The organism is Erysipelothrix enhydrae (genome assembly GCF_035066605.1).
In the GTDB taxonomy this organism is placed as follows: domain Bacteria; phylum Bacillota_I; class Bacilli_A; order Erysipelotrichales; family Erysipelotrichaceae; genus Erysipelothrix; species Erysipelothrix amsterdamensis.
In genome coordinates this window covers 1,184,977-1,207,031 of the sequence record NZ_CP125807.1, presented here as the reverse complement: position 1 = coordinate 1,207,031, position 22,055 = coordinate 1,184,977, and the positions used below count along the sequence as shown (strand labels likewise).

Here is a 22,055-nt window from a genome sequence, read left to right as displayed (position 1 = left end):
ACGTTACTGTTCAATTATTCAAGTTCACGTATAAGAATTGGTAAATCCGCAACCGTAAAAATACCGAGCGGTTTTTCATTTTGCTTTCCTGTTTCTGTAACAATAATAGCAATGACACTTTTTCCACGATTATGATTGGTCTCATAGACCTCCAACAACTCAGGAATCGACATTGACAATGGAACAAAAACGACCCGATCATCCGGTTGATAATATTGTAATAATTCGTCAACACGTATTACGGCTAAATCATACGACGTCCGTGAAGCATCCTCCATAAGTCTTTGATACAATCTCGGATGCACAACACCCACATAAACATGATTATTATACACTGGAATCGCGGAATAGTGTTGATGTTTTTGTTGCTTAACCATATCAAGCAATAACATATCCGAGCTTACACTAAATGGTTTCTCACGGACTAAATCCATCACCGTCTTACGATTTTGAATCTTTGAAACAATGGTTTGAATATGCCTTACAACTGAGTCATGCGGTTCAGCAATCGCTTCTTCATTACCGCCACGATTATGAACAATCGCATTACGCAATTGAGCATATTCAACTAAATCTGTTTGAAAATGACGAATTACTTCATCTTTGCGAGCACCCATGTGAACCATTTGCACAAACCCAACACTGGGATTGTTTAATAGATTACGTAAATACATTTCAATCTGTACAAAAGCATTTAAAAATAAAACTGAATTCGCTGTGGTATCTCCCACTACGATCCCTCCTTATTTGCGACAATTAAATCGCTAATTTGTTTTTGTATCGAAGCGACACTTTCATCAGAAGGCCAATAAACATAATATTTATAACGTCCATCCTGACTGTATGTCGGTTGCATATCTCCTTCACCGCGAAGATAATCTTCTTCAAAATGCCACTTATTACTGGTTTCAATTTGTTTAGAAATTAACTTAGAAATACTTCCATCATCGAGGTTCGTATCAACAACCTGACTCACAAGTCCCGTTAATTGGGGAGCCTTGATAATATTTTCAGTTTGTGTTGCTTTTTCAAAAATGGCCTTAACCAATTCTTGATGGTGCAACCCTCGCGCAACATCCCCATATTCCACATGATCGCGTTCCCGTGCAAAAGCCAAAGCCTTTTCACCGTCGACATGATTTATGCCCTTAACGAACACATCACCATTTTCAGTAATGAAATCATAATGGGAAAGGACATCAACCCCCTCAAGTGTATCAACAATTTGAACCAAGCCCGTAAAATTAACTCGAATATAATAGTTAATATCAATATTAAATAATTTTTCAAGGGTCTTTACCGAACAGGTAACCCCGTAAAGACCAGCATGCGTTAATTTATCCAACTCACCATTTTCACAACCCAAGGGCACATACGTATCGCGAGGAACCGACACCGTGAGCACCTCATTTGTTTTTGGATTGACCGATAACAAAAGATTCATATCACTTCGAGATCGAGTTACCACATCCCCATAAACATCAATCCCACTTAAATAGATTGTGAACGGTTCTTTTAAAACATCTACATGTTTCACAATCGAATCACGGCTTAAGCGATATTCATAACTGTTAACCAAAATCGTATCTTTCATAAAATCGGGATATAGAAATGATAAATTCGCAAGCATAGCCTTATTAACAAAAAGACCGTCGATGTCTTGAGCATAGAACGATGAAACTACATCATCTATATCTGAAAACTTCTTGAATCGATCCGTCCCTAATTCGCTTTTTAAATCCTCTGATATTGCTTCCAAATGATTTTCTTTAACACCATATAAACCAATAAGTGGATTTTTCTCAAATTCATGATCTTTCATGCGAAGTAAATCGTATTTAATGAGTTCATACTCTTTCGTATCAGCCATTTGATCCACAAATTTCTGAGAACTGAATACAAAAATACTGGTTACGAGAATACAAATCGCAATTAAATAACGCCAAAATGGACGTTTTGTTACAATCATAACAACCATCGCACAGATAACCGCCACGACTAATATTATAAGACGATTCCGTATCGGCATATATTTTGTAAATACTAAAACACATGCTAAGCATGCGAATGAAAAAATTACTGCCAATGGACCGAAAACGACTGATTTACGATTCATAATAAACACTCACTTTCCCAAATTTTCCCATATTTTCACATAAAAAAATCTTGGATATCCAAGACTTAATTATATTATTTAACCTCGTCGCGATTTGCACGGTGTGGTAATTTCCACTCCCCAGTTTGAGGATCTTTAGCTAATGTCACATTAGGTAATTTATAATGTGTACGACGTTTGTTTTTTCTTGCTTTAGATGTGCGTCTTTTTGGAACTGCCATCGTCTCACCTCCATTTAATCAAACTTAAAGTCTTTTAGTTTTGCAAGTCTAGGATCAATCTCTTGACTCTTCTCTTTTGTATAATCTTCTTCAGTCATAACCTGCCAGCCTTCTCCTTCTGGATATTCCTTAAGATCCGGATGGATTGCCTTTAGGGGAACTGCAGCTAAGATAGAATCCAATAAATATGGATCGAGATCAAGCTCTTCACCTTCAATTTCAATACCTACTTCGTCATCTTCGAGTTTCTCGAAACTAAACACATCACCAACTGGTATCGAGAAATCGATATCAAATGGCTCTAATGTAATGGCGCAGGGTACTGTCATAATACCTTCTATTGTCAGATCAGTAATTAATTTTGAAGTGTGTTCGTCATAATAACCATGACCTACTGCGAAGATCTCACGTAAAGCAGTACATAGAGAAAAACCTTTCAAGAGATCTTGATCGATGATTATTTCCTCGTCTATTTCTAAACGTGGTGATTTTAACCGATCTAAATCAGCTCTATAAAATTTCATACTCTCACCCTACTCTTTAACGCTACTTAATTATATAGATTACAAACTGGAATGTCAAACAAAAACCGTTCATGTTTTCGATGATTCGTTTTTTTGTAAATTCAACCGAAATTTTGTACAACTTATATAATTGTAAAACTAAAATAACATACTCTTTATATCCTTAATAACGCAACAAGTCAAGATATATTTATTTTAAGGGTCTTGAGAATTCTACGAAAAAAAAGAAAAGCTCTATTATTTGCTTCTCTTTTTTTACTATTTATTTATAAGGGGAAAGATTACGTATGATTTTTGGTTATTCATAAGGGGATATGAATAAAGGAGAAGAGGAATCATACGCGTAAGAGTTTCTTCTTACACATGAATCATACACAAACAATATGTAAGAATTATACCAAAAGTATGTAAGATTATGTGAGTGGTATTTTTTCAATCGCATCATCATATACTTCTTTAATTTTTTGCATACTAACGTGCGTATAGATTTGAGTCGTACTCAGTGATTCATGACCCAGCAAGGTCTGTACTACACGCAAGCTCGCGCCATTGTCCAATAAATGCGTCGCAAAGCTATGACGCAACATATGCGGGTGCAACTTCATCCGTAAACCTGCGGTCTTACCTTGGTGCTCTAGAATGTGTTGTATTCCACGTGGCGTGAGTGGATTCCCTCTTTGATTTAAAAAAACAGCTTCAGTATCCGAAACATTCGGAAATTGAGGACGATACAGATTAAGATAGGACCAAAGTTTTGGTACAAGGGATTCATAAAAGAATAGCTGACGCTCTTTATTTCCTTTTCCAATTACACGTAATGAGCGCTCTGTAAGATCTAAATCACGGATTTGCAAATCCACAACCTCACTCACACGTAAACCACAAGCATACATTAACTCAATCATAACTTGATTTCGAACACCCAAAATCGTGTCATCACAACTTAATAATAAAGTTTCAATTTCATCATACATTAAGAAATGCGGAAGATGCCTACCTTGACGTTTAATTTTAATTTGTTGAAAGGGATTATCAGTTAGCCCGTAATTAATCTGCAAGAACTTATAAAATGAACGAAGTGTCGAGATTTTTCGTGCAACACTTGAACTGGAAAGATTTGAATCGTAAAGCATATTTAAGTAATCATAAGCAATCAAACGATCTACTTCATGAAGCGCTTGGTCTTCAATAAAATCAAGAAATTGACGAATATCACGTTCATAGGCGATATTCGTGTGTTCGGATGAAGTGTTTGTAATCGCAATGTGACGCATAAAATCGATGACAAGTTCTTCTCTTTTCATTCAATCACCTCTTTTTTTTATTATACGCTAATCTAAATAAAAAAAGACACCAAAGTGTCTTATCCAAATTCAGAAACATATTTATCAATGTGTGCAAGACTTCTAACAGACATTGCTTCACGATCTTTTAAACGATTCGCTACAATTCCAAAATTCGCATTCATTGGTTGGAACTGTGACGGATTTGCATGGGAAACATAATAAGCCATCGAACCCATTACTGTTTCTTGAGGAAGATCAATAAGTGGTTCTTTCTTTAAGACTTGTGCCATATTAAGTGCCGCAACAAGTCCACTTGCAGCTGATTCAACATACCCTTCCACACCACTTACTTGGCCAGCAAAGAAAAGCGTTGGCTGAGTTTTTGATTGATAGTGATGATTTAAAAGTAATGGTGATTTGATAAATGTATTGCGATGCATCACACCATAACGAACGATTTCCGCATTTTCCAAACCAGGAATCATTTGAATAATACGCTTTTGATCGCCCCACTTTAGTCGTGTTTGAAACCCTACTAAGTTATATAAAGATCCCGCCGCATTATCTTGACGCAATTGAACAACTGCATATGGTCGCGTACCATCCGGTTTTTCCAAACCTACAGGTTTTAATGGACCAAACAGCATTGTTTTAATGCCGCGACGCGCCATAACTTCAACAGGCATACAGCCTTCAAAAACTTTAACATCTTCAAAATCACGCATGGGTGCTTCTTCTGCTTCTAGAATAGCACGATGGAAGGCTTCAAATTGATCACGATCCATTGGACAGTTTATATAATCTTGGCCATCCCCTTTGTCATAACGTGATTTACGATATGCAATATCAAAATTAATGCCATCCACAGATACAATCGGTGCAATCGCATCATAAAAATACATCTCCGATTGTCCTAAATAGTTCATCAAGTACTTCGAAAAATTATCGGATGTTAATGGACCGGTCGCAACAATTGTTGGTAAATCATCCAGTTCAGTCATTTCACGATTTGATATGATGATGTTATCCATTTTCGAAATCTTTTCTGACACTTTTTCACTAAAGCCAACACGGTCAACGGCTAACGCACTTCCCGCAGGCAATCGATGTTCATCCGCGGATTTCATAATGATACTGTCAAAGCGACGCATTTCTTCTTTAAGAAGTCCTACGGCGTTATTTAAGTCATCAGAGCGAAATGAATTTGAACAAACAAGTTCTGCGAAATGCTCCGTAACGTGCGCAGGCGTCATTTTAACAGGACGCATCTCCACAAGTTCCACAAAAAATCCACGTTTTGCAAGTTGGTAAGCAGCTTCACTCCCTGCCAATCCTGCACCTATTACTCTAACTTGAGGTTGTTTCATAATTACCTTCCTTATCTTAATTTTATGCCAAAGAAAACTGACATACATTTTAAATTATACGCGATGCATCAAATACAAACGCGTTAAATGCACCATAATTTAGAAATGGATGTCAGTACTTTAATTAATCTTTAATTTCTTCACCTAACGGTTCATGTTCCGCTGACACTTCTTCGGGTTTTTTCGTCTTTGGTTTTTTTGCGTTCTCATTCGGTTGAATATAACGGCATTTAGGGAATCCAGAACATCCGACAAAGAAAGTACCATAACGACTCTTACGTTTTACCAAAGGTTCCCCACAGTCTGGGCAGACTTCGCCAGTTTTTTCAGGTTCTGGACGTTTATCTTGATCTAAAGCGCGATTATAACGACACTCTGGGAAGTTCCCGCAAGCAATAAATTTTCCATAACGGCCAAATCGATAAACAAGCTCGCCTCCACAATCGGGACAGACTTCACCAACTTTTTCGACCTCAATTTTTTCCATTTTTTCATCAGCTTCTTCAAGCAATGGATAAAACTTATCTACAAAACGTTGTAACGCTTCAACATTATTTTCTTCACCTTCCGCAATACGGTCTAATTCATCTTCCATATTCGCAGTGTAGTGAACATTAATAATGTCAGAGAAATGTTCTTGGAGCTTCTCGTTCGTTAAAATTCCTTGATCTGTAGGTTTAAAGACCTTTGTTTTCGACGTTTCAGAAACAGCACCAAATGTTGCATAGGCACGATAAACAATCGTTTCCAAAATCATTGAGTACGTACTTGGTCGACCAATACCCAATTCTTCAAGTTCTTTAATTAAACGCGCTTCAGTATAACGTGCAGGTGGTTGTGTAAAGTGTTGGTTCTTTTCAACTTTTTGCGCATTATATACCTTCGCCTCATCCAACTCTCCCATTACTTTATCGGTAGTTTTTTCATACTCATATACTTTTAAGTAACCGTCAAAGGTCATGATGGATCCACTACCGTTGAAGTCATAATCATTTTGACTAAAAACTACACTTACTGAATCAGAAATGGATGGTGCCATTAAGGATGCAAGTGTTCGATAGTAAATAAAGCGATATAATTTGTATTCATCCGGTGTAAGGTAAGATTTAACTTCTTCTGGACGACGTGCAATACTAGTTGGTCGGATAGCCTCGTGAGCATCCTGAGTATTTTCAGTCTTTTTACCTTGACGGTATTTACCCAAGTACTCTTTTCCATATTCTTCAACGATAAATGCTTTTGCATCTTCAACAAAAACATTACTGAGTCGCGTTGAATCGGTACGCATATAAGTAATTAAACCTTCTGTATCCGCACCCATTTGAATTCCTTCATAGAGCTTTTGAGCAACGCGCATCGTTTTCTTTGCAGGAAAACCCAGGCGTGTTGATGCTTCTTGTTGAAGTGTGGATGTAATGAAAGGAAGTTTTGATTCTTTCTTACGTTTTTTCTTCTCAAGTTTTGTAATGTTAAAGGATCCCTGAGCAGCATCCAACACAGCTTGTGCTTCTGCTTCATTCGTAAGCTTTAACTTTTTGCCTTTGTAACGCTCTGCACTCGTTTCAATAATGTTTCCTTCATTTTCAAAGAACGCAAGCACTGACCAGTATTCTTCTGGTGTAAATGCGTCAATTTCTTTTTCGCGATCAACAATTAGTTTTAACGCTACAGATTGAACGCGCCCTGCACTTTTACTTTTAATCTTAGCTTGTAATAACTTAGACAATTTAAAACCAATAATGCGGTCTAAAATCCGACGTGTTTCTTGTGATTTCACCAAATTCATATCAATATGACGCGGTGATTCAAATGCACTTAAAACAGCATCTTTGGTAATCTCATTGAAAACAACACGATTATCCTGATCGAGATCGACGCCCAGTTCATTAGCAAGATGCCAAGAAATCGCCTCTCCTTCACGGTCAGGGTCAGTCGCAAGATAAACAGCATCAGCTTTCTTCGCTTTTGCCTTTAATTCTTTAACAACATCTTTCTTGTCTTTACTTATTTTATATGTTGCTTCAAAGTCATTATCGAAGTCTACACCAAGACCGCCTTTACCGGTCGTAGCCAAATCTCGAATATGACCTTTTGAAGAAACAACTTCAAAATCCTCACCGAGATACTTCTCAATTGTTTTAGATTTTGAAGGTGACTCCACAATTACTAAATTTTTCATAGCCAACACTCCTTAGTTTATATATTGGATAAATCTTCGAGGTTTGTCAACACCTCGGCTCCCTCTTGAATCAAAAGGTTGCATCCAGCACCTGTGATATCATCAAGATTATGAGGAAGACAGATAACTCTTCGGTTCAATTTTAATGCTTCATTAACCGTATGCATCGTTCCGCTTCGAATTAAAGCACTCATGACATACACACTTTGTGATAAAGCAGCAATCAATCGATTTCGAAAAGGAAAATAATGCTTTTGCGGACGTACACCCATTGGATACTCCGAAATAACTAAATGATTCTGTTTCATAAATCCAAACACATCACGATGCTTTGATGGGTAACATATATCTAAACCACACCCTACCACAGCTATCGATTGAAAATCAAGTGCGGCACGATGTGCTGTGATATCGATACCGGATGCAAGTCCTGAAACAACCGTATAATGTTCCTTTATATTTGTAACGAATCGCTCAGTCATTCTAAGCGCATATTCGCTGGGTGTTCTTGAACCAATTACTGCGATACATTGATCATTTAAAAATGACAGATTTCCTTCATAAAAAATTACAAATGGCGGACAATCCAATTCGTAAAAACTACTCGGATAAGCGCAATCACCATAACAGATATAATTCCCTTGATAGTCATAGGAGGGAACATTTCGCCCCTCATGAATGAAACGACATATACTAGGATAATCCCCTTGTAAATGTATTGCAAGATTTTTTAAATAATTTCTCACATTATCACCATTAATAGTTAAGCAATAAAAAAAACAAGACCTAAATATCAAATGATATTTGTGTCTCGTCTTTAAATCGAAATGATTTACGATGAATGGGGCAACGCCCAAATTTAAGAATTGCTTCTTTATGTTGTTTCGTCCCGTATCCTTTATGTTTGGCAAAGCCATACTCTGGAAACTCAAGATCGCAAACTTTCATCAGACCATCTCGAACGGTTTTCGCAAGAATGCTTGCAGCCGCTATAGAAAGCGAACGCGCATCACCTTTAACAATCGCCTCTACTGGAATCGCGATTTCATCTAGAGGCATCGCATCCGTTAGTACGATATCTGCTTTGCTTTCGATGGCTATTTTTTTCATAGCGTTTTGAGTTGCACGGTAGATATTATCACGATCAATAATATCTACCGGAATTATCTCCGTAAACGTCCATAATGCATTGGATTCAATAATCGATACCAATTCATCACGCTGCTTCTCACTTAACTGCTTTGAATCATTAATACGGACATCATAAAAGCCTTTCGGGAAAATAACACCTGATACGACACAAGGTCCAGCCATCGGCCCGCGCCCTGCTTCATCAATCCCGACAACAAGTTTACCTTGTTCCCAGTAATTGACTTCAAATTCATCTATAAGCGATCCCATGTAATGCGTCCAATCCGTCCATTTTGAATATCACTTAAAAATGCAACGCGCGTTTTATCATCATTCACCGTTCCGCCTTCTCCGAGAAGTCCGCGATAACGACCCACTTGATCATAAAAATCATCAAACGATTCAAGTTCATAACGACGTTTCAATTCTTCGGGCTTATATTGAATGTAATAATCACGTGCGAAGTCGGTAACAAGCGCCATTGGATACCCAGTATCTTTAACCGAACCAATAACCGCACAAATAATACCCATTTCTTCACTTTCAAATTTCGGCCACAACACACCTGGTGTATCTACCAATTCAAGATCTTGTGTAACTCGAATTAGTTTTAGGGATTGTGTTACACCCGGTCTATTTTCAACACCTGCAGCTTTACGCGCAGAAATTTTATTAATAACGCTGGATTTCCCAACATTAGGTACACCTACAATTAATGCACGTGCAGTTCGAGGACGAATCCCACGACGTTTATCGCGTTCACGTTTCTCTCTTAAGACGATATCCGTCTTTTCAATAATCATTTTACGTACGGGATCGTTAATTACGTCCACCAAAAGTACGACATTCCCTTCAGATTCGAGCTTCTCTACCCATTTTTCACTTTGTTTAGGGTCCGCTAAATCTTTCTTTGTCAAAACAATAAGACGTTTCTTTTGTCCAATTGACCGTGACAAAACAGGATTTCGAGTCGACATCGGTGCACGTGCATCACGACATTCGATGACAAAATCTACGACTTTGATTTGTTCTTCAATCAATCGAATCGCTTTTGCCATATGACCCGGAAACCAATGTACCTGTGACATCAAATCACGCTCCTATTTTCCTACTGTTCTTATTTTGTTAAATGGAATAAAGACAAAAACGTCTTTACTCTTAATTGCATCACGTTTAAACGTTCCATAATCACGTGAATCACTGGAACGAATACGATTATCCCCAAGCATAAAATACTCACCCTCGGGCACTTTAATCGGACCAAAATCACGTGAAAACTCTTTTCCAGTTGACGTCATCTCGCGGACATAATCTGTATCTAAGAACGGTTGATCGACTTCTTTTCCATCGATATACAACTTCTCATCACGGATTTCCACAACTTCACCTGGTAAACCAATAACACGCTTCACAATATGTTTCTTTTGTGAATCAAGATAGAGCACCAGAACATCAAAGCGCTCCGGATCTTTCATTTTCATGCTTAAAATATTTGAAAAGCCTAATTCTTTATCGTTAAGACTCGGGTACATGGATAATCCTTCTACCCGAACAGGACGCGCAATAAATTGCGTTACTAAAATAACTAAAACAAGACTAATTACCATACTTTTAATAAAGTCTTTAACCGCGATTAAAAACTTATCATCGCCTTTATTCATTTCATACCCTCCCTACAATAAAGAAAAAGCCGTATAAATACGGCTAATACTAACGAATTTCTTTAATACGTGCTGATTTACCTGAACGGTCACGTAAGTAGTATAGTTTTGAACGACGTACTTTACCTTTACGTAATACAGTTACGCTGTCAATAATAGGTGAGTTGATTGGGAATGTACGTTCCACGCCAATTCCTGATGACATTTTACGAACTGTAAATGATTCTGAGATTCCAGTTCCTTGAGTTTTAATAACAACACCTTCAAATGCTTGAATACGTGTCTTTCCACCTTCTTGGATCTTAACGTCTACGCGTACTGTACATCCAGGACGGAATTCAGGAATGTCGTTACGTAATTGTGACTTTGTAATTTCTTGTACTAATGCTAATGACATAGTAATTCTCCTTTTTCTGTCTATCTATTTTAAAACTGGTTCATAATGATTCCAACAGCGGAACCAGAGTGCTTTAAGCCTATATAATTTATCACAAATGGCTTAAATAATCAAGTTATATTTTAATATGAAACAAACACACTTAACGGAGTTCGTTTTCATGATAAAAATCAAAATGGATAATTTTAATTTCACCGCGTAAATACCACATCATTATGCAATTTGTGATTATATTTTTTTTAGAACAAGGTTATTTACCCATGAAACGAGATAACATCTTCATTTGTTTCTGCATTTTTTCGTATTGACTTAGCAAACGGTTAACATCAGTTGTGGAAGTACCAGAACCCTCAGCGATACGGCGTTTGCGCGTTGAACGAATTATTTTAGGATCATTGCGTTCTTCTGGAGTCATACTTAAAATCATCGCTTCTGTTTTTTTCATCGTACTCGATGCATCTGCATCATCAATTTGACCTGCTAGTTGGTTCGCTCCTGGCATCATTTTCATAAGACCTGATAACGGACCCATCTTAGAAACTTGTTGTAGTTGGATTAACATGTCATCTAATGTGAATTGACCCTTCATCATGCGCTCTGCTGAACGTTCTGAAGCCTCGATATCCATTTTTTCTTGTGCTTTTTCTACAAGACTGACGATATCTCCCATACCTAAGATACGAGAAGCGGTACGATCTGGATAAAACTCATCCAACTCATCGATACCTTCACCAACCCCAACAAATTTTACCGGAACTTGGGTCATGTAACGTACCGAAAGAATTGAACCACCACGTGAATCACCATCAAATTTTGTAGCGACAAGACCCGTAATGTCTAATTTTTCTTTAAAACCGTTGGCAACATGAATTACATCCTGACCACTCATTGCATCGACACTAAGCAAAATCTCATCAGGTTTTGTAAGTGCTTGAATGTCTACAAGTTGTTGCATTAAAGCGTCATCAATTTGTAGACGCCCCGCTGTATCAATGAGGATAAGATCAAAATCTTTTCCATGTGCAAGTGCATTCTTTACAACTTCAACGGGCGTACTGTTTTCTTGCGCAAATACTTCAACACCAATCTGCGTTCCGAGGATTTTGAGTTGCTCAATCGCTGCAGGACGTGCCAAGTCAGCCGCAACCAACAATACTTTTTTTCCTTCTTTATTGAGTTTGTTTGCAATTTTCGCAATTGTGGTCGTCTTCCCTGACCCTTGCAAACCAACCATCATTAAAATTCCTGGTTTTTGAGTGAAATTCAATTCGGATTTTTCTTCTCCTAGAATTTCTATCAACTTATCATTAACAATCTTTACAAACATTTGTGAAGGTTCTACATCACGTGTAACTTTCATTCCAAGTGCTTCACTACGAGTATGTTCTAAAAGTTCATTAATAACATCTAAACTTACATCTGCTTCTAAAAGCGAAATTCGAATTTCACTCAATGCATCAGTTATATTTTTTTCAGAAAGTTTTCCCTTACCGGTCATATTTCTAAATGTATCTTGTAATCGGTTTGTTAAATTATCGAATGCCATAACTTCCTCCTATAAGAACGATGGTGTATCTTCTTGTTTTTTCTTAGTAACTTCTACTACTTCGATATTTTTGATTGCTTCATCAACGAGTGCATCAATATCTAATCCCTCTTCAAAACGTAAAATTTTATCCCCATGAGGTTTCGTTGTAGGGTTTTTAGGTGTAAAGATTGTACAACAATCTTCAAACGGTAAAATTGATGTTTCATACGTTTCAATTTTACGAGCTAAATCAATGATTTCAACTTTATCATATGTAATTAGTGGACGTAAGATTGGTAAGGTTCCAATATTCGTAATTTCTTTCATACTATGAAGTGTTTGTGATGCAACTTGGCCCAAGCTTTCACCGTTCGCAATTGCTAAGCAATTGCGTCGGAATGCAAGACGCTCAGCGATACGCAACATAAAGCGACGCATCATTGTAATTGCATAACTCTCAGGTACTTTTTTATAAATTTCAAGTTGTACATCCGTAAATGGTACAACATTAATACGAATGTGGTCTTGGTAATTTGTAAGTTGTTGTGCAAGATCCATAACTTTCTTTTGTGCCTCATCTGAAGTGTACGGTGGTGATGCAAAATGAATTGCTTCAATACGAACACCACGCTTCATCATAAGATATGCTGCTACAGGAGAATCGATACCACCTGAAAGCATAACCATAACTTTACCTTGGATACCAACTGGGTATCCACCTGCACCTTCAACACGCCCCATCATAATGTAAGCTGAGTCACTGCGTACTTCGATGATAATGCCAACATCCGGTTTACGAACATCAACTTTAAAGTCTGTTGTTTGTAGTATTTTTGTAGCAACATGACGGTTGATCACATCAGAAATATGTTCGTATGATTTGTCATGACGACGTGCAATAACTTTAAATGTTGCTTTACCTTCTTCTCTTTGTATCATTTCTGCAGCTACATTAGCAATGAGATCGAGGTCTCGTTCCACTTTAACTGCAAGTGAAAAAGAACTCAAACCAAATACGTGACGTAGTTCATCACTGACGGCAAGACCATCTTCACCGTTTAAAGTGATATACAGACGGTCATACGTCTCACGATATGTTAGGTTTGGGAATGCAACGAGTTGCGAGCGTACATTACGCACAAGTTGTGCTGTAAAATTACGACGATTTTTCCCTTTTGTTGATAGTTCACCATAGCGGCAAACAATAAATTCATAATTAGTGTTGTACATAATTTTTAATCTCCAATATTGTTTCACAAACTTTTTCGAGTTCTTCCATTGTTGTTAGGTGCGACAAACTAATACGTACACTTGTCAGTGCGCACGTTTCATCACAACCCATGGCTTTTAATACATGTGAAGGTTCCAACGATTTCGAATTACACGTACTTTGTGCAGATACGTAGATGCCTTTAGCATTTAATCCATTCATCATTATTTCCGATCCAACATTTAAAACAGACATATTAAAGATATACGGTGAACCGTGAATATCTGAGTTAATGTGGATGTTCTCCATTCCATCAAAAGTATCGTATAAAAATTTATTCATGCGTATTATATCATTAATTGAACGTTTGTGGTCTTCAACTGCTAAACGGAGTGTTTTAGCCCACAAAATCGCAGAGACATTATCCAATGTTCCACCACGCAAGCCGCCTTCTTGCTGACCGCCATTTACAAGCGGCAAGCAATTAACATTAGCTTTTTTCACGAGAAGTCCGCTTCCCTTTAATCCGTAGATTTTATGAGCAGAATAAGAAACGCTGTCAATCTGTTTCATGGGGAAATCATGTCTCGCGAGCGCCTGAACTCCATCAATATGAACGTAAGCACTCGAATATTTTTTTGTTATTCGGGCTACTTCCTGAACATCTGTCATGCTCCCTACTTCATTGTTTACTGCCATAACAGTAACCAATACCGTATCCTTACGAAGTTTTTGTTTTAATTCATCAAGTGAGATACACCCTTTCGTATCAACACTCAAATAATCCACTTCAAAGCCAAATTCTTCTTTTAACTGTTGTACCGCACCCATTACCGAGCTATGTTCAACACATGTTGTGATAATATGCTTACCACGATGTCGGTTTGCAAGGGCAATTCCCTTGATCGCTGTACTGTTTGACTCACTGGCTCCAGACGTGAAAAAAATCTCATGAGGAAGCACTCCAAGCATTTTTGCTAATGCATCACGAGATTGCACTACAAGTTCTGATACGCGTTGTCCACCATAGTGGAGTGAGTCTGCGTTTTCATAATACTTTTCCATAATAACCAACGCATCCTTAAGTATTTCAGGACGCGTTGGGGTTGTACTTGAATAATCTAAATATATTGGTTTATCGTGCGCTTTTTGCATTGTCACGAATCATCTCCTCATAAGCCGTATTTGGTCTGTATCGATCAATAGAATTAATAATTGTAGTCAAACTCTGTGTATAATCACCACTATTGAAGGATAACTCTGCACGGGTTAACTCGGCATCGATATCTGGGACAAAAGCTCTAAATTTATTTGCATAAACAATTGCATTTTCACACATGTCGACCACACCCACTAAATTATTGACGTTGTTGTGTAGTTTATAGATATAATCAATCGCCTCATCCACAGTTGCGTTTAAGAGTTTAACATCAATTACATCTTGTCCAAGCATTTCTTTTACTTGATCAGTATATTTGTATGCTCGTTCCAAATCCGAAGCATACTTGTCGGATATTGAAGGTAAGGAACGTTTTTGAATCCTTACTTGAACATCGTTAATGATAAGGTGGAGTTTAAGAAGTTGTTTCGTTGCTCGAACTTCATCTGCATTTGCACGTTCCACTTTTTCATTCATAACGAGATACTCATCTTTAAGCATTGCAACATCTTGACCGAGTTCTTGAAGTGATATCAGGATTGTTGAGGCAGGAATCTTTTCTTCCTCAATCATTCTTGAAACCTTAACGCCCGAATCACTAAATTCTTGAATGCGTTGCGAGAATACGCCCACATTTTCTGTATATCCATCAAAATTAAATCGTGTTTCAACTTTGTGTGCATCCTTACACATTTTGGCAATGCTATCCACAAGGAATTCTAAATTCTCGAACACCTCTTCGCTCAGTGAATCTACCTCGCGTTGAGCCTTATCTTCTTTTTGAATCGAGAGTGCAAGCTGCTCTAAGCGTTTTTGACTCTCTTTAAGACTGGTTCGTGACTTTTCAATTTCACCTTGACCAATGTTAATGAGATCATCTTTTAAAATTTCACTGAGAACACCAATGTTTTTTGGAACCTCAAGATGTTCCACAAAAACCCCGTTTTGACGAACACCTTGATAAAGCTTTGATACCTCATCAAGTAATTGAGGAATCAAGCCTTTCGCATGTTCATATAGTTTTGGAATTTCAGTAATCTTTGTTTCCAAATCATCAATCGATCCACGTGTTTCTTCACTAATTTCTTGTGCTTTCATAAAATCAGAAGCATACATCCATTCTTCAAAAATGGAAAAGTTTTGTTCAATTTCTTTAATTTGATCTTCAATTGTAGGGAAAGCATCACCTAAACCGGAAGTATTTTCAATTGCATTTTTCTTCAATTCTCTAAAACGATCTTTTAAAGAAGTGATTTCCATGCGTTGTCGTGTTTCTTGCTCGAGTAACGTTTCGAGATTGTCATTAAGTGAAACAGTTTGCTCCATGGACTGGGTAATTAAGCCATCTAAAAGAGACAGGTGCTTTGATGCTTCTTTCAGTTTCCCAAAGGCAAGTGCATCTTCTGAATCCGCAAGCGCATCAGAAATTTCTTCTTGTCGCGCATTAATTTCACTGAATTCTGCCTTACACTCCGAAACTTTTTTCTCAACATCTGGATTTAACTTAGCCAATCCGTTTGCTTTATTAATTTTAAACAGCACCGGAATACTCATGAGCTCGTTGTATCGAACTTCTAAGGTCTCAAAGGCTTTATTTAATCGACGTTTTTTAGACATACGTATGTAGACAAAAACACCAATGATTAACAGCACTAGGACAACAGCAATTATATATTTGTAGTCATTCATTAACTTTAATATCATCTGAAAATTCATACGTTCACCTCGTTGAATTTATTGTACCATAGATAGCGTGGTTCTTAAATGCGTTTCGTTGACTTTTCACCTCAATTTAGGTATATTATATAAGCGTCATATTTTTAGTGCAGCACGCAAAGTTATTAGCCACGTGTTTATCCCGCGGCAGGAATCAAAGTACCTACGCTGTACAGGGAAACGATTATAGATAAACTCAACTAATAATAATTTGCGGAACTCGCTAATGACATATTAGGAGGTCATTACTATGGCAAGAATTAAAGGTCCAGTTTGGAAAAAAGCACGTCGTTTAAGTTTCTCAATCCTTGAAACAGGTGAAGAGCTACAACGTCGCGATTACGCACCAGGACAACACGGTAAAGCACGTCGTCCAAAATTATCAAACTACGGTTTACAATTACGTGAAAAACAACGTATTCGTTTTACATACGGAGTTACTGAAAAACAATTCTATAACACATTCAAAAAAGCATCAAAACTTGAAGGTGTTGCAGGTCACAACTTCTTATTCATGTTAGAATCACGTTTAGACAACGTTGTATACCGCATGAACTTATCACGTACACGTCGTGGAGCTCGTCAATTAGTTAATCATGGTCATATCTTAGTAGATGGAAAAAAAGTTGATATTCCTTCATACATTGTAAAACCTGGTCAAACAATTGAAGTTAAAGAATCTTCACGTTCAATGGCAGCAATCAAAGATGCATTAGAAGCTAACGTATCAATGGTTGATTATGTTACATTTGACAAAGATAAATTCAAAGGTGAATACAAACGTTTACCAGAACGTAGTGAATTAAACCAAGAAATTAATGAAGCATTAGTAGTTGAATTCTACAACCGTTAATCTTCATAATCCTAAAACTTCCTCTATGAGGGAGTTTTTTTTACCCTCTAAATCAAAAAAAACCATTCTCACTTTAAGAATGGTTTTTCAATACATTAAATCGTAACGCTATTCATCGTCTTTATCGGTTTTATCTACTACTTCTTCTTTTTTAGGTTCCTCTTTTTTTGAATCAGTTTTATTGGACTTTGATTCCTCTTTTTTCGGTTCCTCATATTTCAACTTAAACTGAACAAATTCACGTTGTGTTTCAAGTTTTGTATTATTACGCCATGAAACAAGAACATTCAGCGTTACCTCAGGGACATCAACTTCCCCTGCGAGACTGATACCACCCATATAGTTGCGATCTTTTCGTACTTGACCTGGTACTAAATTATATTCAGAATCAAAAATACCCGCGGTTGGCATCATTTTATCGGCATGGTAATCTTCATTGTTTTCTAATACAACAATTTCAACGCCATACATCGCAATCTTCGGTTTATCAACAACAACACCATATACATAGAGATCTTCATGTTTTTCGATTGTAGCGGAAATATCAAAGAATCGAGATGACTCTACGAAGCGGTCATTATCATTAATTGCATTCCAATAAGACTCATACCTTTTAAGTTTTTCAGTATAGAGTTTTTTTTCATTCACTGAACATCCTGTTAATAAAAACATGCTCAAGAGTACCAAAAATAGTTTTTTCATATTATACCTCTTACGATTTAGTTTGTGTGATTAAAGATATGATACGTTTTCTTACCTCTGCGTATCACTGTTACTTCTTTACCAATTGCATTATCTTTCGAAATGACAAAATCTGTATCATTTACAACTTCACCATTAACGCGAATTGCACCGCCTTCGATCAGTTGACGTGCTTCACGCTTACTTGGACATACTTTTGTATTTACGAGTAATTCAACAATATTTTCATCTGCGGATACTTCGATGGACGCACTGTCTGCAAATACTTGACGGATTTGATCAACAGTTAACTCTTGAACATTTCCAGAAAAGAGTGCATTGGTTACACGTTCTGCCATCGCAAGACCTTCTTTACCAAAAACCACTTCCGTTAATTCTTTCGCAAGTTCTTTTTGCGCAAGTCTTAAATGAGGTTCTTTAATAAATGAAGCTTCAATTGCTTGGATTTCTTCAACACTCTTGAATGAAAGACGTTTTAGGAAATCAATAACATCGTTATCACTTGTATTAATAAAGAATTGGTAGAAGCTATAAGCATCCGTACGGTTTTCATCCAACCAGATATTTTGTCCTTCACTCTTACCGAATTTTGTACCATCAGACTTCATAATTAAGTGCGATGTAATACCAAACACTTCTGCTTCCGGTCCTTCAACCTTACGAATTAAGTCCGCACCACTTACAAGGTTACCCCATTGATCCGAACCACCAATTTGAAGCTCAATACCATAGTTTTTGTATAAATGTAAGAAGTCAATGGATTGTAGAATTGTATAAGAGAATTCCGTAAAAGAAATTCCTGTACTTAAACGCTTCGCAATGGTATCTTTGGCTAACATGTTACTTACGCTGAAGAATTTACCATAATCACGTAAGAAGTCTAAAACTGTTAGACCTCCCAACCATTCGCGATTATTTACGATTGTTACTGGGTTATTATCACTTGATAGAATACGTTCAATTTGCGCTCCAATTCCATCTACGTTTTTTTGTAAATCCGCATCATTAAGCATTGAACGTTCTGTAGTAGGACGTGGATCACCAATCATACCTGTAGCGCCACCAACTAAAGCAATAGGCTTATGACCTTGCATTTGGTAACGTTTTAATAAAATTAATTGTTGAAGATGACCGACATGGAGTGAATCCGCAGTTGGATCAAACCCGCAATAAAGCGTAATCGGTTGTTCTAATCGTTTTTCCAACGCTTCATAATTGGTAACATCCTTAACAAGACCACGCCAGTTTAATTCTTCTAAAAAATTCATTTTCTTTTCCACCTTTATTTTTCTTGTGTATCAAATAACATTTTAATTTTTAAATAATAACGTTGCATAATATCCAGCATGCATGTGACTGCTAGAAGTGTTGTTGCATCATGGGGATAGATATATCCTGAAGCACAAAACTTATCAAGCTCAGCCCACTTATCTTCTTTAAAAATCAAGTTCTTAGCTAAAAACTGTGTTTTTAATAATGCTTGCTCACCATTATGCATTAAAACCGCTTGATCATCATGACGACTCATAATATAGAGAAGTGTTGATGTAATCGATTTGTTTTTTTGTAAAAATGGTACGTATTGGTTAAACACTTCACGCATACCATTGTTTAAAATCTCATATCGCTTCGGTTCCTCAGTAAACATATTATTTTGAGTGAACCCCTCACCGATTTTTTTAATTTGTTTTGTTATATCCGCATAGCCGCGTGAATTTATAAATGCAAACATTACTGTGCTGGTAATGAATACGGTATAGTGGTAGGATTGCTGATTTAAAACGGAACGTTGAATTTTTGTTTCAACCTCATTTTGGAATCGGGCAATATCAACCGTACTTGTGCTATTAACAGAAAAAATACGTTGCATTTCATCTTTGTAAGTACGAACAAGATGAATAAATTTTTCAAAATTCATTTGCTCATTACTGCCACGATAATTCGGGCCATACATACCAAATCCCATTGTTTTTGTAAATGAACTCACATAACCATAAACTAAGATGTTTGACAGAATTGTCTGTTTATCACCTTTTACAATATAACCTTCAACACGTTTTGTATAATTATCAATGTATTTTGAATCTTCTACAATATCATTCATCAATTCTTCAAGCGAGGACTTATAATAATCATCAAGTCTATTTTTATAACCCAGCGCCTCACGGGTCCACTTTTGATCACAATCGAATACATCACTATCAATTGCAAAACCTAATGGATGGTGATCTTCGTAGTGAACCAAAATATCTTTGACCGTTTTTGCGCTTTCATCAAGCTTGATGTAGAACATAAGACCTTCTTCATCAAACGTATACGACCAAGACTCCATATTAAATCGTTCCCAAAGCTCAAAAAAGATGGTGAATACTGCATAAGACACAATGTTACGTTGGCGTTCTTCCCCCGCAAAAGACCCACCTAAAACAAGGAGGGAACCATCCTGCCCTTCAATCATACTTTTCATGATACCATTACGCTTCTCACGTAACTCACGAATTGATTCAGATGTTAATTGAACAATATTCATAATAATACCTCTTTCAACATATAATATTCTACCATGAAATCATCGTTTAAGGTAATGTAAAACTCAAAGAGCCATAAAAAAAAGGCAATACGCCTTTTTTTCGGAAAAATATTATTTAACAAGGGAAATCTGTAACCATATTTATTTTTAAGGAGAAGAAAATATAGTCATTGTAAACAATTTGTTTACGTATATAGAATACAAAAACATTGTGGTAAGAATTCGCAGAAACTGTGTTAATTTGTGTGAGCTGGTTTAAAGATTGAAATCATGATAGTCGGAATGATCATGATTACTCCAAAAATAAAGATAACGATTTGTATAGGCATGCGTTCGACAAGTATTCCAGATACAAGCGGTGTAATAATCGCAGAGAATCCAATACTCATTGAGATTGAAAACATTTGTGCAGTCGATCGTAAGTGACTTGGTGATTCTCTAAAAATTAAATCTTTCTGTGCAACAAGTATTAATGGGAACGTAATCGCTTGAAGTGTTGAAAGTACGATAATTTGAAACACCGAAGTTGCCATCCCATACGTTACCATACGTATAATCATAACAATACTGGAGAAAACCATCAGGTTCTTTCCACCATATTTCTTTAGGAGCGTTCCCCCTACTAACATGAGTGGAATTTCACTTAATGCTTCCACAAACCATTTGACACCAACATCTTGCGCATTCCCACCAAGATGAAAGATATAGTCTGTAATCGTAATCGAGTCTACATTCATAACAAAATATGTCAATGTAAACACAACAACCAAATACATGTAACGTTTATTGGTAAAAAGAACTTTCAAATCTTTTAATCTTAAGGCAGTCGCAACATTATCATTTTTTTGTTTTGTGGCATCTTCAAGCTTGAAGGAATAGAAAATGACAACAAAGCTCATAATCCCTGAAAGATAACCCAGTGATGGATAACCATAGCGATGAATAAAAAAACCTGATACAAGAGAGGCTAAGGCCCACCCAAGTGAACCAAAGCTTCGAATAAAACTAAACTGATGATAAATCCCATCAACCTCTAGAACCCATGTTTCAAATAAATTAGAGAGAATTCGGACAGTACCTGCCATCGTCCCTACTAAAAAGAAGTGATAATAAAAATTATGAATATTAACACTGTAGGAAAGCATTCCTGTTGCCGCAAGGATAAAAGTTCCATAAATAAAGAAACGTTTAATCGTCCCATATCGATCACACAAATATCCCGATAGAATTTGTCCTACCATCGCAATAATAGCAAGAAAAGAAAGAATGAGTCCCCGCTGTGATGCCGAATAACCAAGATGCGTTAAAAACGGCACAACCTGTGGAAACAACAATCCATGTGAAGCATACATCAAAAACATGACAGCACTAAAATTAAAAACTTTTGTTTTATTAGACATTTTTATACCTCATATACTCTAGACATCATTATAGCATTTAATTTCCTAAAGTTTACACCAATTAAGTTATAAAAA

General features: G+C 36.8%; 21 protein-coding genes. 1 reads left to right on the top strand and 20 read right to left on the bottom strand.

Annotated elements, in window-relative coordinates; genetic code table 11:
• Nucleotides 1–14 precede the first annotated feature (14 nt).
• The 16 genes from LLS04_RS05980 to LLS04_RS05905 all read right to left on the bottom strand — a co-directional run bounded on the left by LLS04_RS05980 (nucleotide 15) and on the right by LLS04_RS05905 (nucleotide 16,495).
• Nucleotides 15–731, bottom strand: a complete 717-nt coding sequence (locus LLS04_RS05980) for a CBS domain-containing protein (protein ID WP_323610792.1) — start codon at nucleotides 729–731, stop codon at nucleotides 15–17.
• A complete protein-coding gene (locus LLS04_RS05975; protein ID WP_323610791.1) occupies nucleotides 731–2,116 on the bottom strand; it encodes an LCP family protein in 1,386 nt (461 codons plus the stop codon). The genes LLS04_RS05980 and LLS04_RS05975 overlap by 1 nt, the downstream gene beginning before the upstream one ends.
• A gap of 74 nt (nucleotides 2,117–2,190) precedes the next feature.
• The gene (gene rpmF, locus LLS04_RS05970; RefSeq protein ID WP_003773155.1) at nucleotides 2,191–2,337 is read right to left on the bottom strand and encodes a 50S ribosomal protein L32; all 147 of its coding nucleotides are present in this window, start codon (nucleotides 2,335–2,337) and stop codon (nucleotides 2,191–2,193) included.
• 14 nt (nucleotides 2,338–2,351) lie between these two features.
• Nucleotides 2,352–2,861 carry a YceD family protein gene (locus LLS04_RS05965; RefSeq protein ID WP_323610790.1) on the bottom strand — a complete coding sequence of 170 codons (510 nt, stop codon included), beginning with the start codon at nucleotides 2,859–2,861 and terminating at the stop codon, nucleotides 2,352–2,354.
• A gap of 413 nt (nucleotides 2,862–3,274) precedes the next feature.
• Nucleotides 3,275–4,165, bottom strand: coding sequence for a site-specific tyrosine recombinase/integron integrase (gene xerA, locus LLS04_RS05960; protein WP_323610789.1), 891 nt, complete (start codon nucleotides 4,163–4,165; stop codon nucleotides 3,275–3,277).
• A gap of 59 nt (nucleotides 4,166–4,224) precedes the next feature.
• Nucleotides 4,225–5,514 carry a methylenetetrahydrofolate--tRNA-(uracil(54)-C(5))-methyltransferase (FADH(2)-oxidizing) TrmFO gene (gene trmFO, locus LLS04_RS05955; protein ID WP_323610787.1) on the bottom strand — a complete coding sequence of 430 codons (1,290 nt, stop codon included), beginning with the start codon at nucleotides 5,512–5,514 and terminating at the stop codon, nucleotides 4,225–4,227.
• Nucleotides 5,515–5,638: 124 nt separating this feature from the next.
• A complete protein-coding gene (gene topA, locus LLS04_RS05950; RefSeq protein ID WP_323610786.1) occupies nucleotides 5,639–7,693 on the bottom strand; it encodes a type I DNA topoisomerase in 2,055 nt (684 codons plus the stop codon).
• Nucleotides 7,694–7,710: 17 nt separating this feature from the next.
• Complete coding sequence (dprA, locus tag LLS04_RS05945) at nucleotides 7,711–8,439, bottom strand: DNA-processing protein DprA (RefSeq protein ID WP_323610785.1); 729 nt, start codon at nucleotides 8,437–8,439, stop codon at nucleotides 7,711–7,713.
• A gap of 40 nt (nucleotides 8,440–8,479) precedes the next feature.
• The gene (locus LLS04_RS05940; protein WP_323610784.1) at nucleotides 8,480–9,094 is read right to left on the bottom strand and encodes a ribonuclease HII; all 615 of its coding nucleotides are present in this window, start codon (nucleotides 9,092–9,094) and stop codon (nucleotides 8,480–8,482) included.
• Complete coding sequence (gene ylqF, locus LLS04_RS05935; RefSeq protein ID WP_323610783.1) at nucleotides 9,079–9,912, bottom strand: ribosome biogenesis GTPase YlqF; 834 nt, start codon at nucleotides 9,910–9,912, stop codon at nucleotides 9,079–9,081. The genes LLS04_RS05940 and ylqF overlap by 16 nt, the downstream gene beginning before the upstream one ends.
• Before the next feature lie 12 nt (nucleotides 9,913–9,924).
• The gene (gene lepB, locus LLS04_RS05930; RefSeq protein WP_323610782.1) at nucleotides 9,925–10,485 is read right to left on the bottom strand and encodes a signal peptidase I; all 561 of its coding nucleotides are present in this window, start codon (nucleotides 10,483–10,485) and stop codon (nucleotides 9,925–9,927) included.
• 49 nt (nucleotides 10,486–10,534) lie between these two features.
• On the bottom strand, nucleotides 10,535–10,882 hold the full coding sequence (gene rplS / locus LLS04_RS05925) for a 50S ribosomal protein L19 (RefSeq protein WP_003773145.1): 348 nt from the start codon (nucleotides 10,880–10,882) through the stop codon (nucleotides 10,535–10,537).
• Nucleotides 10,883–11,132: 250 nt separating this feature from the next.
• Nucleotides 11,133–12,428 (bottom strand): signal recognition particle protein, encoded by a 1,296-nt coding sequence (gene ffh, locus LLS04_RS05920; protein ID WP_323610781.1) that lies wholly within the window; start codon nucleotides 12,426–12,428, stop codon nucleotides 11,133–11,135.
• A gap of 9 nt (nucleotides 12,429–12,437) precedes the next feature.
• A complete protein-coding gene (thiI, locus tag LLS04_RS05915) occupies nucleotides 12,438–13,640 on the bottom strand; it encodes a tRNA uracil 4-sulfurtransferase ThiI (RefSeq protein ID WP_323610780.1) in 1,203 nt (400 codons plus the stop codon).
• Nucleotides 13,627–14,775 carry a cysteine desulfurase family protein gene (locus LLS04_RS05910; protein ID WP_323612138.1) on the bottom strand — a complete coding sequence of 383 codons (1,149 nt, stop codon included), beginning with the start codon at nucleotides 14,773–14,775 and terminating at the stop codon, nucleotides 13,627–13,629. Before LLS04_RS05910 ends, thiI begins: the two co-directional genes overlap by 14 nt.
• Nucleotides 14,756–16,495 carry a septation ring formation regulator EzrA gene (locus LLS04_RS05905; protein ID WP_323610779.1) on the bottom strand — a complete coding sequence of 580 codons (1,740 nt, stop codon included), beginning with the start codon at nucleotides 16,493–16,495 and terminating at the stop codon, nucleotides 14,756–14,758. The genes LLS04_RS05910 and LLS04_RS05905 overlap by 20 nt, the downstream gene beginning before the upstream one ends.
• A gap of 250 nt (nucleotides 16,496–16,745) precedes the next feature.
• Here LLS04_RS05905 and rpsD point away from each other — a divergent pair, with 250 nt between their 5' ends.
• A complete protein-coding gene (rpsD, locus tag LLS04_RS05900; RefSeq protein ID WP_323610776.1) occupies nucleotides 16,746–17,348 on the top strand; it encodes a 30S ribosomal protein S4 in 603 nt (200 codons plus the stop codon).
• Between the two features lie 108 nt (nucleotides 17,349–17,456).
• Here the strand turns inward: rpsD and LLS04_RS05895 are convergent, their stop codons facing one another.
• From LLS04_RS05895 to LLS04_RS05880, 4 genes are all read right to left on the bottom strand, one after another.
• Nucleotides 17,457–18,050: a membrane lipoprotein lipid attachment site-containing protein gene (locus LLS04_RS05895; RefSeq protein ID WP_013852715.1), complete on the bottom strand. Its 594-nt coding sequence runs from the start codon at nucleotides 18,048–18,050 to the stop codon at nucleotides 17,457–17,459.
• Between the two features lie 17 nt (nucleotides 18,051–18,067).
• Nucleotides 18,068–19,318, bottom strand: a complete 1,251-nt coding sequence (gene tyrS / locus LLS04_RS05890) for a tyrosine--tRNA ligase (protein ID WP_323610773.1) — start codon at nucleotides 19,316–19,318, stop codon at nucleotides 18,068–18,070.
• A gap of 14 nt (nucleotides 19,319–19,332) precedes the next feature.
• Complete coding sequence (locus tag LLS04_RS05885) at nucleotides 19,333–20,580, bottom strand: citrate lyase holo-[acyl-carrier protein] synthase (protein WP_323610771.1); 1,248 nt, start codon at nucleotides 20,578–20,580, stop codon at nucleotides 19,333–19,335.
• A gap of 236 nt (nucleotides 20,581–20,816) precedes the next feature.
• Nucleotides 20,817–21,980, bottom strand: coding sequence for an MFS transporter (locus LLS04_RS05880; RefSeq protein ID WP_323610770.1), 1,164 nt, complete (start codon nucleotides 21,978–21,980; stop codon nucleotides 20,817–20,819).
• Between the last annotated feature and the right edge of the window lie 75 nt (nucleotides 21,981–22,055).

Bases quoted from the DNA above. Each gene is read 5' to 3' on its own strand.
- LLS04_RS05975 (WP_323610791.1), bottom strand. From the start codon at position 2,116: ATGAATCGTAAATCAGTCGTTTTCGGTCCATTGGCAGTAATTTTTTCA.
- rpmF (WP_003773155.1), bottom strand. From the start codon at position 2,337: ATGGCAGTTCCAAAAAGACGCACATCTAAAGCAAGAAAAAACAAACGT.
- LLS04_RS05965 (WP_323610790.1), bottom strand. From the start codon at position 2,861: ATGAAATTTTATAGAGCTGATTTAGATCGGTTAAAATCACCACGTTTA.
- xerA (WP_323610789.1), bottom strand. From the start codon at position 4,165: ATGAAAAGAGAAGAACTTGTCATCGATTTTATGCGTCACATTGCGATT.
- trmFO (WP_323610787.1), bottom strand. From the start codon at position 5,514: ATGAAACAACCTCAAGTTAGAGTAATAGGTGCAGGATTGGCAGGGAGT.
- topA (WP_323610786.1), bottom strand. From the start codon at position 7,693: ATGAAAAATTTAGTAATTGTGGAGTCACCTTCAAAATCTAAAACAATT.
- LLS04_RS05940 (WP_323610784.1), bottom strand. From the start codon at position 9,094: ATGGGATCGCTTATAGATGAATTTGAAGTCAATTACTGGGAACAAGGT.
- ylqF (WP_323610783.1), bottom strand. From the start codon at position 9,912: ATGTCACAGGTACATTGGTTTCCGGGTCATATGGCAAAAGCGATTCGA.
- lepB (WP_323610782.1), bottom strand. From the start codon at position 10,485: ATGAATAAAGGCGATGATAAGTTTTTAATCGCGGTTAAAGACTTTATT.
- rplS (WP_003773145.1), bottom strand. From the start codon at position 10,882: ATGTCATTAGCATTAGTACAAGAAATTACAAAGTCACAATTACGTAAC.
- ffh (WP_323610781.1), bottom strand. From the start codon at position 12,428: ATGGCATTCGATAATTTAACAAACCGATTACAAGATACATTTAGAAAT.
- thiI (WP_323610780.1), bottom strand. From the start codon at position 13,640: ATGTACAACACTAATTATGAATTTATTGTTTGCCGCTATGGTGAACTA.
- LLS04_RS05910 (WP_323612138.1), bottom strand. From the start codon at position 14,775: ATGCAAAAAGCGCACGATAAACCAATATATTTAGATTATTCAAGTACA.
- LLS04_RS05905 (WP_323610779.1), bottom strand. From the start codon at position 16,495: ATGAATTTTCAGATGATATTAAAGTTAATGAATGACTACAAATATATA.
- rpsD (WP_323610776.1), top strand. From the start codon at position 16,746: ATGGCAAGAATTAAAGGTCCAGTTTGGAAAAAAGCACGTCGTTTAAGT.
- LLS04_RS05895 (WP_013852715.1), bottom strand. From the start codon at position 18,050: ATGAAAAAACTATTTTTGGTACTCTTGAGCATGTTTTTATTAACAGGA.
- tyrS (WP_323610773.1), bottom strand. From the start codon at position 19,318: ATGAATTTTTTAGAAGAATTAAACTGGCGTGGTCTTGTTAAGGATGTT.
- LLS04_RS05885 (WP_323610771.1), bottom strand. From the start codon at position 20,580: ATGAATATTGTTCAATTAACATCTGAATCAATTCGTGAGTTACGTGAG.
- LLS04_RS05880 (WP_323610770.1), bottom strand. From the start codon at position 21,980: ATGTCTAATAAAACAAAAGTTTTTAATTTTAGTGCTGTCATGTTTTTG.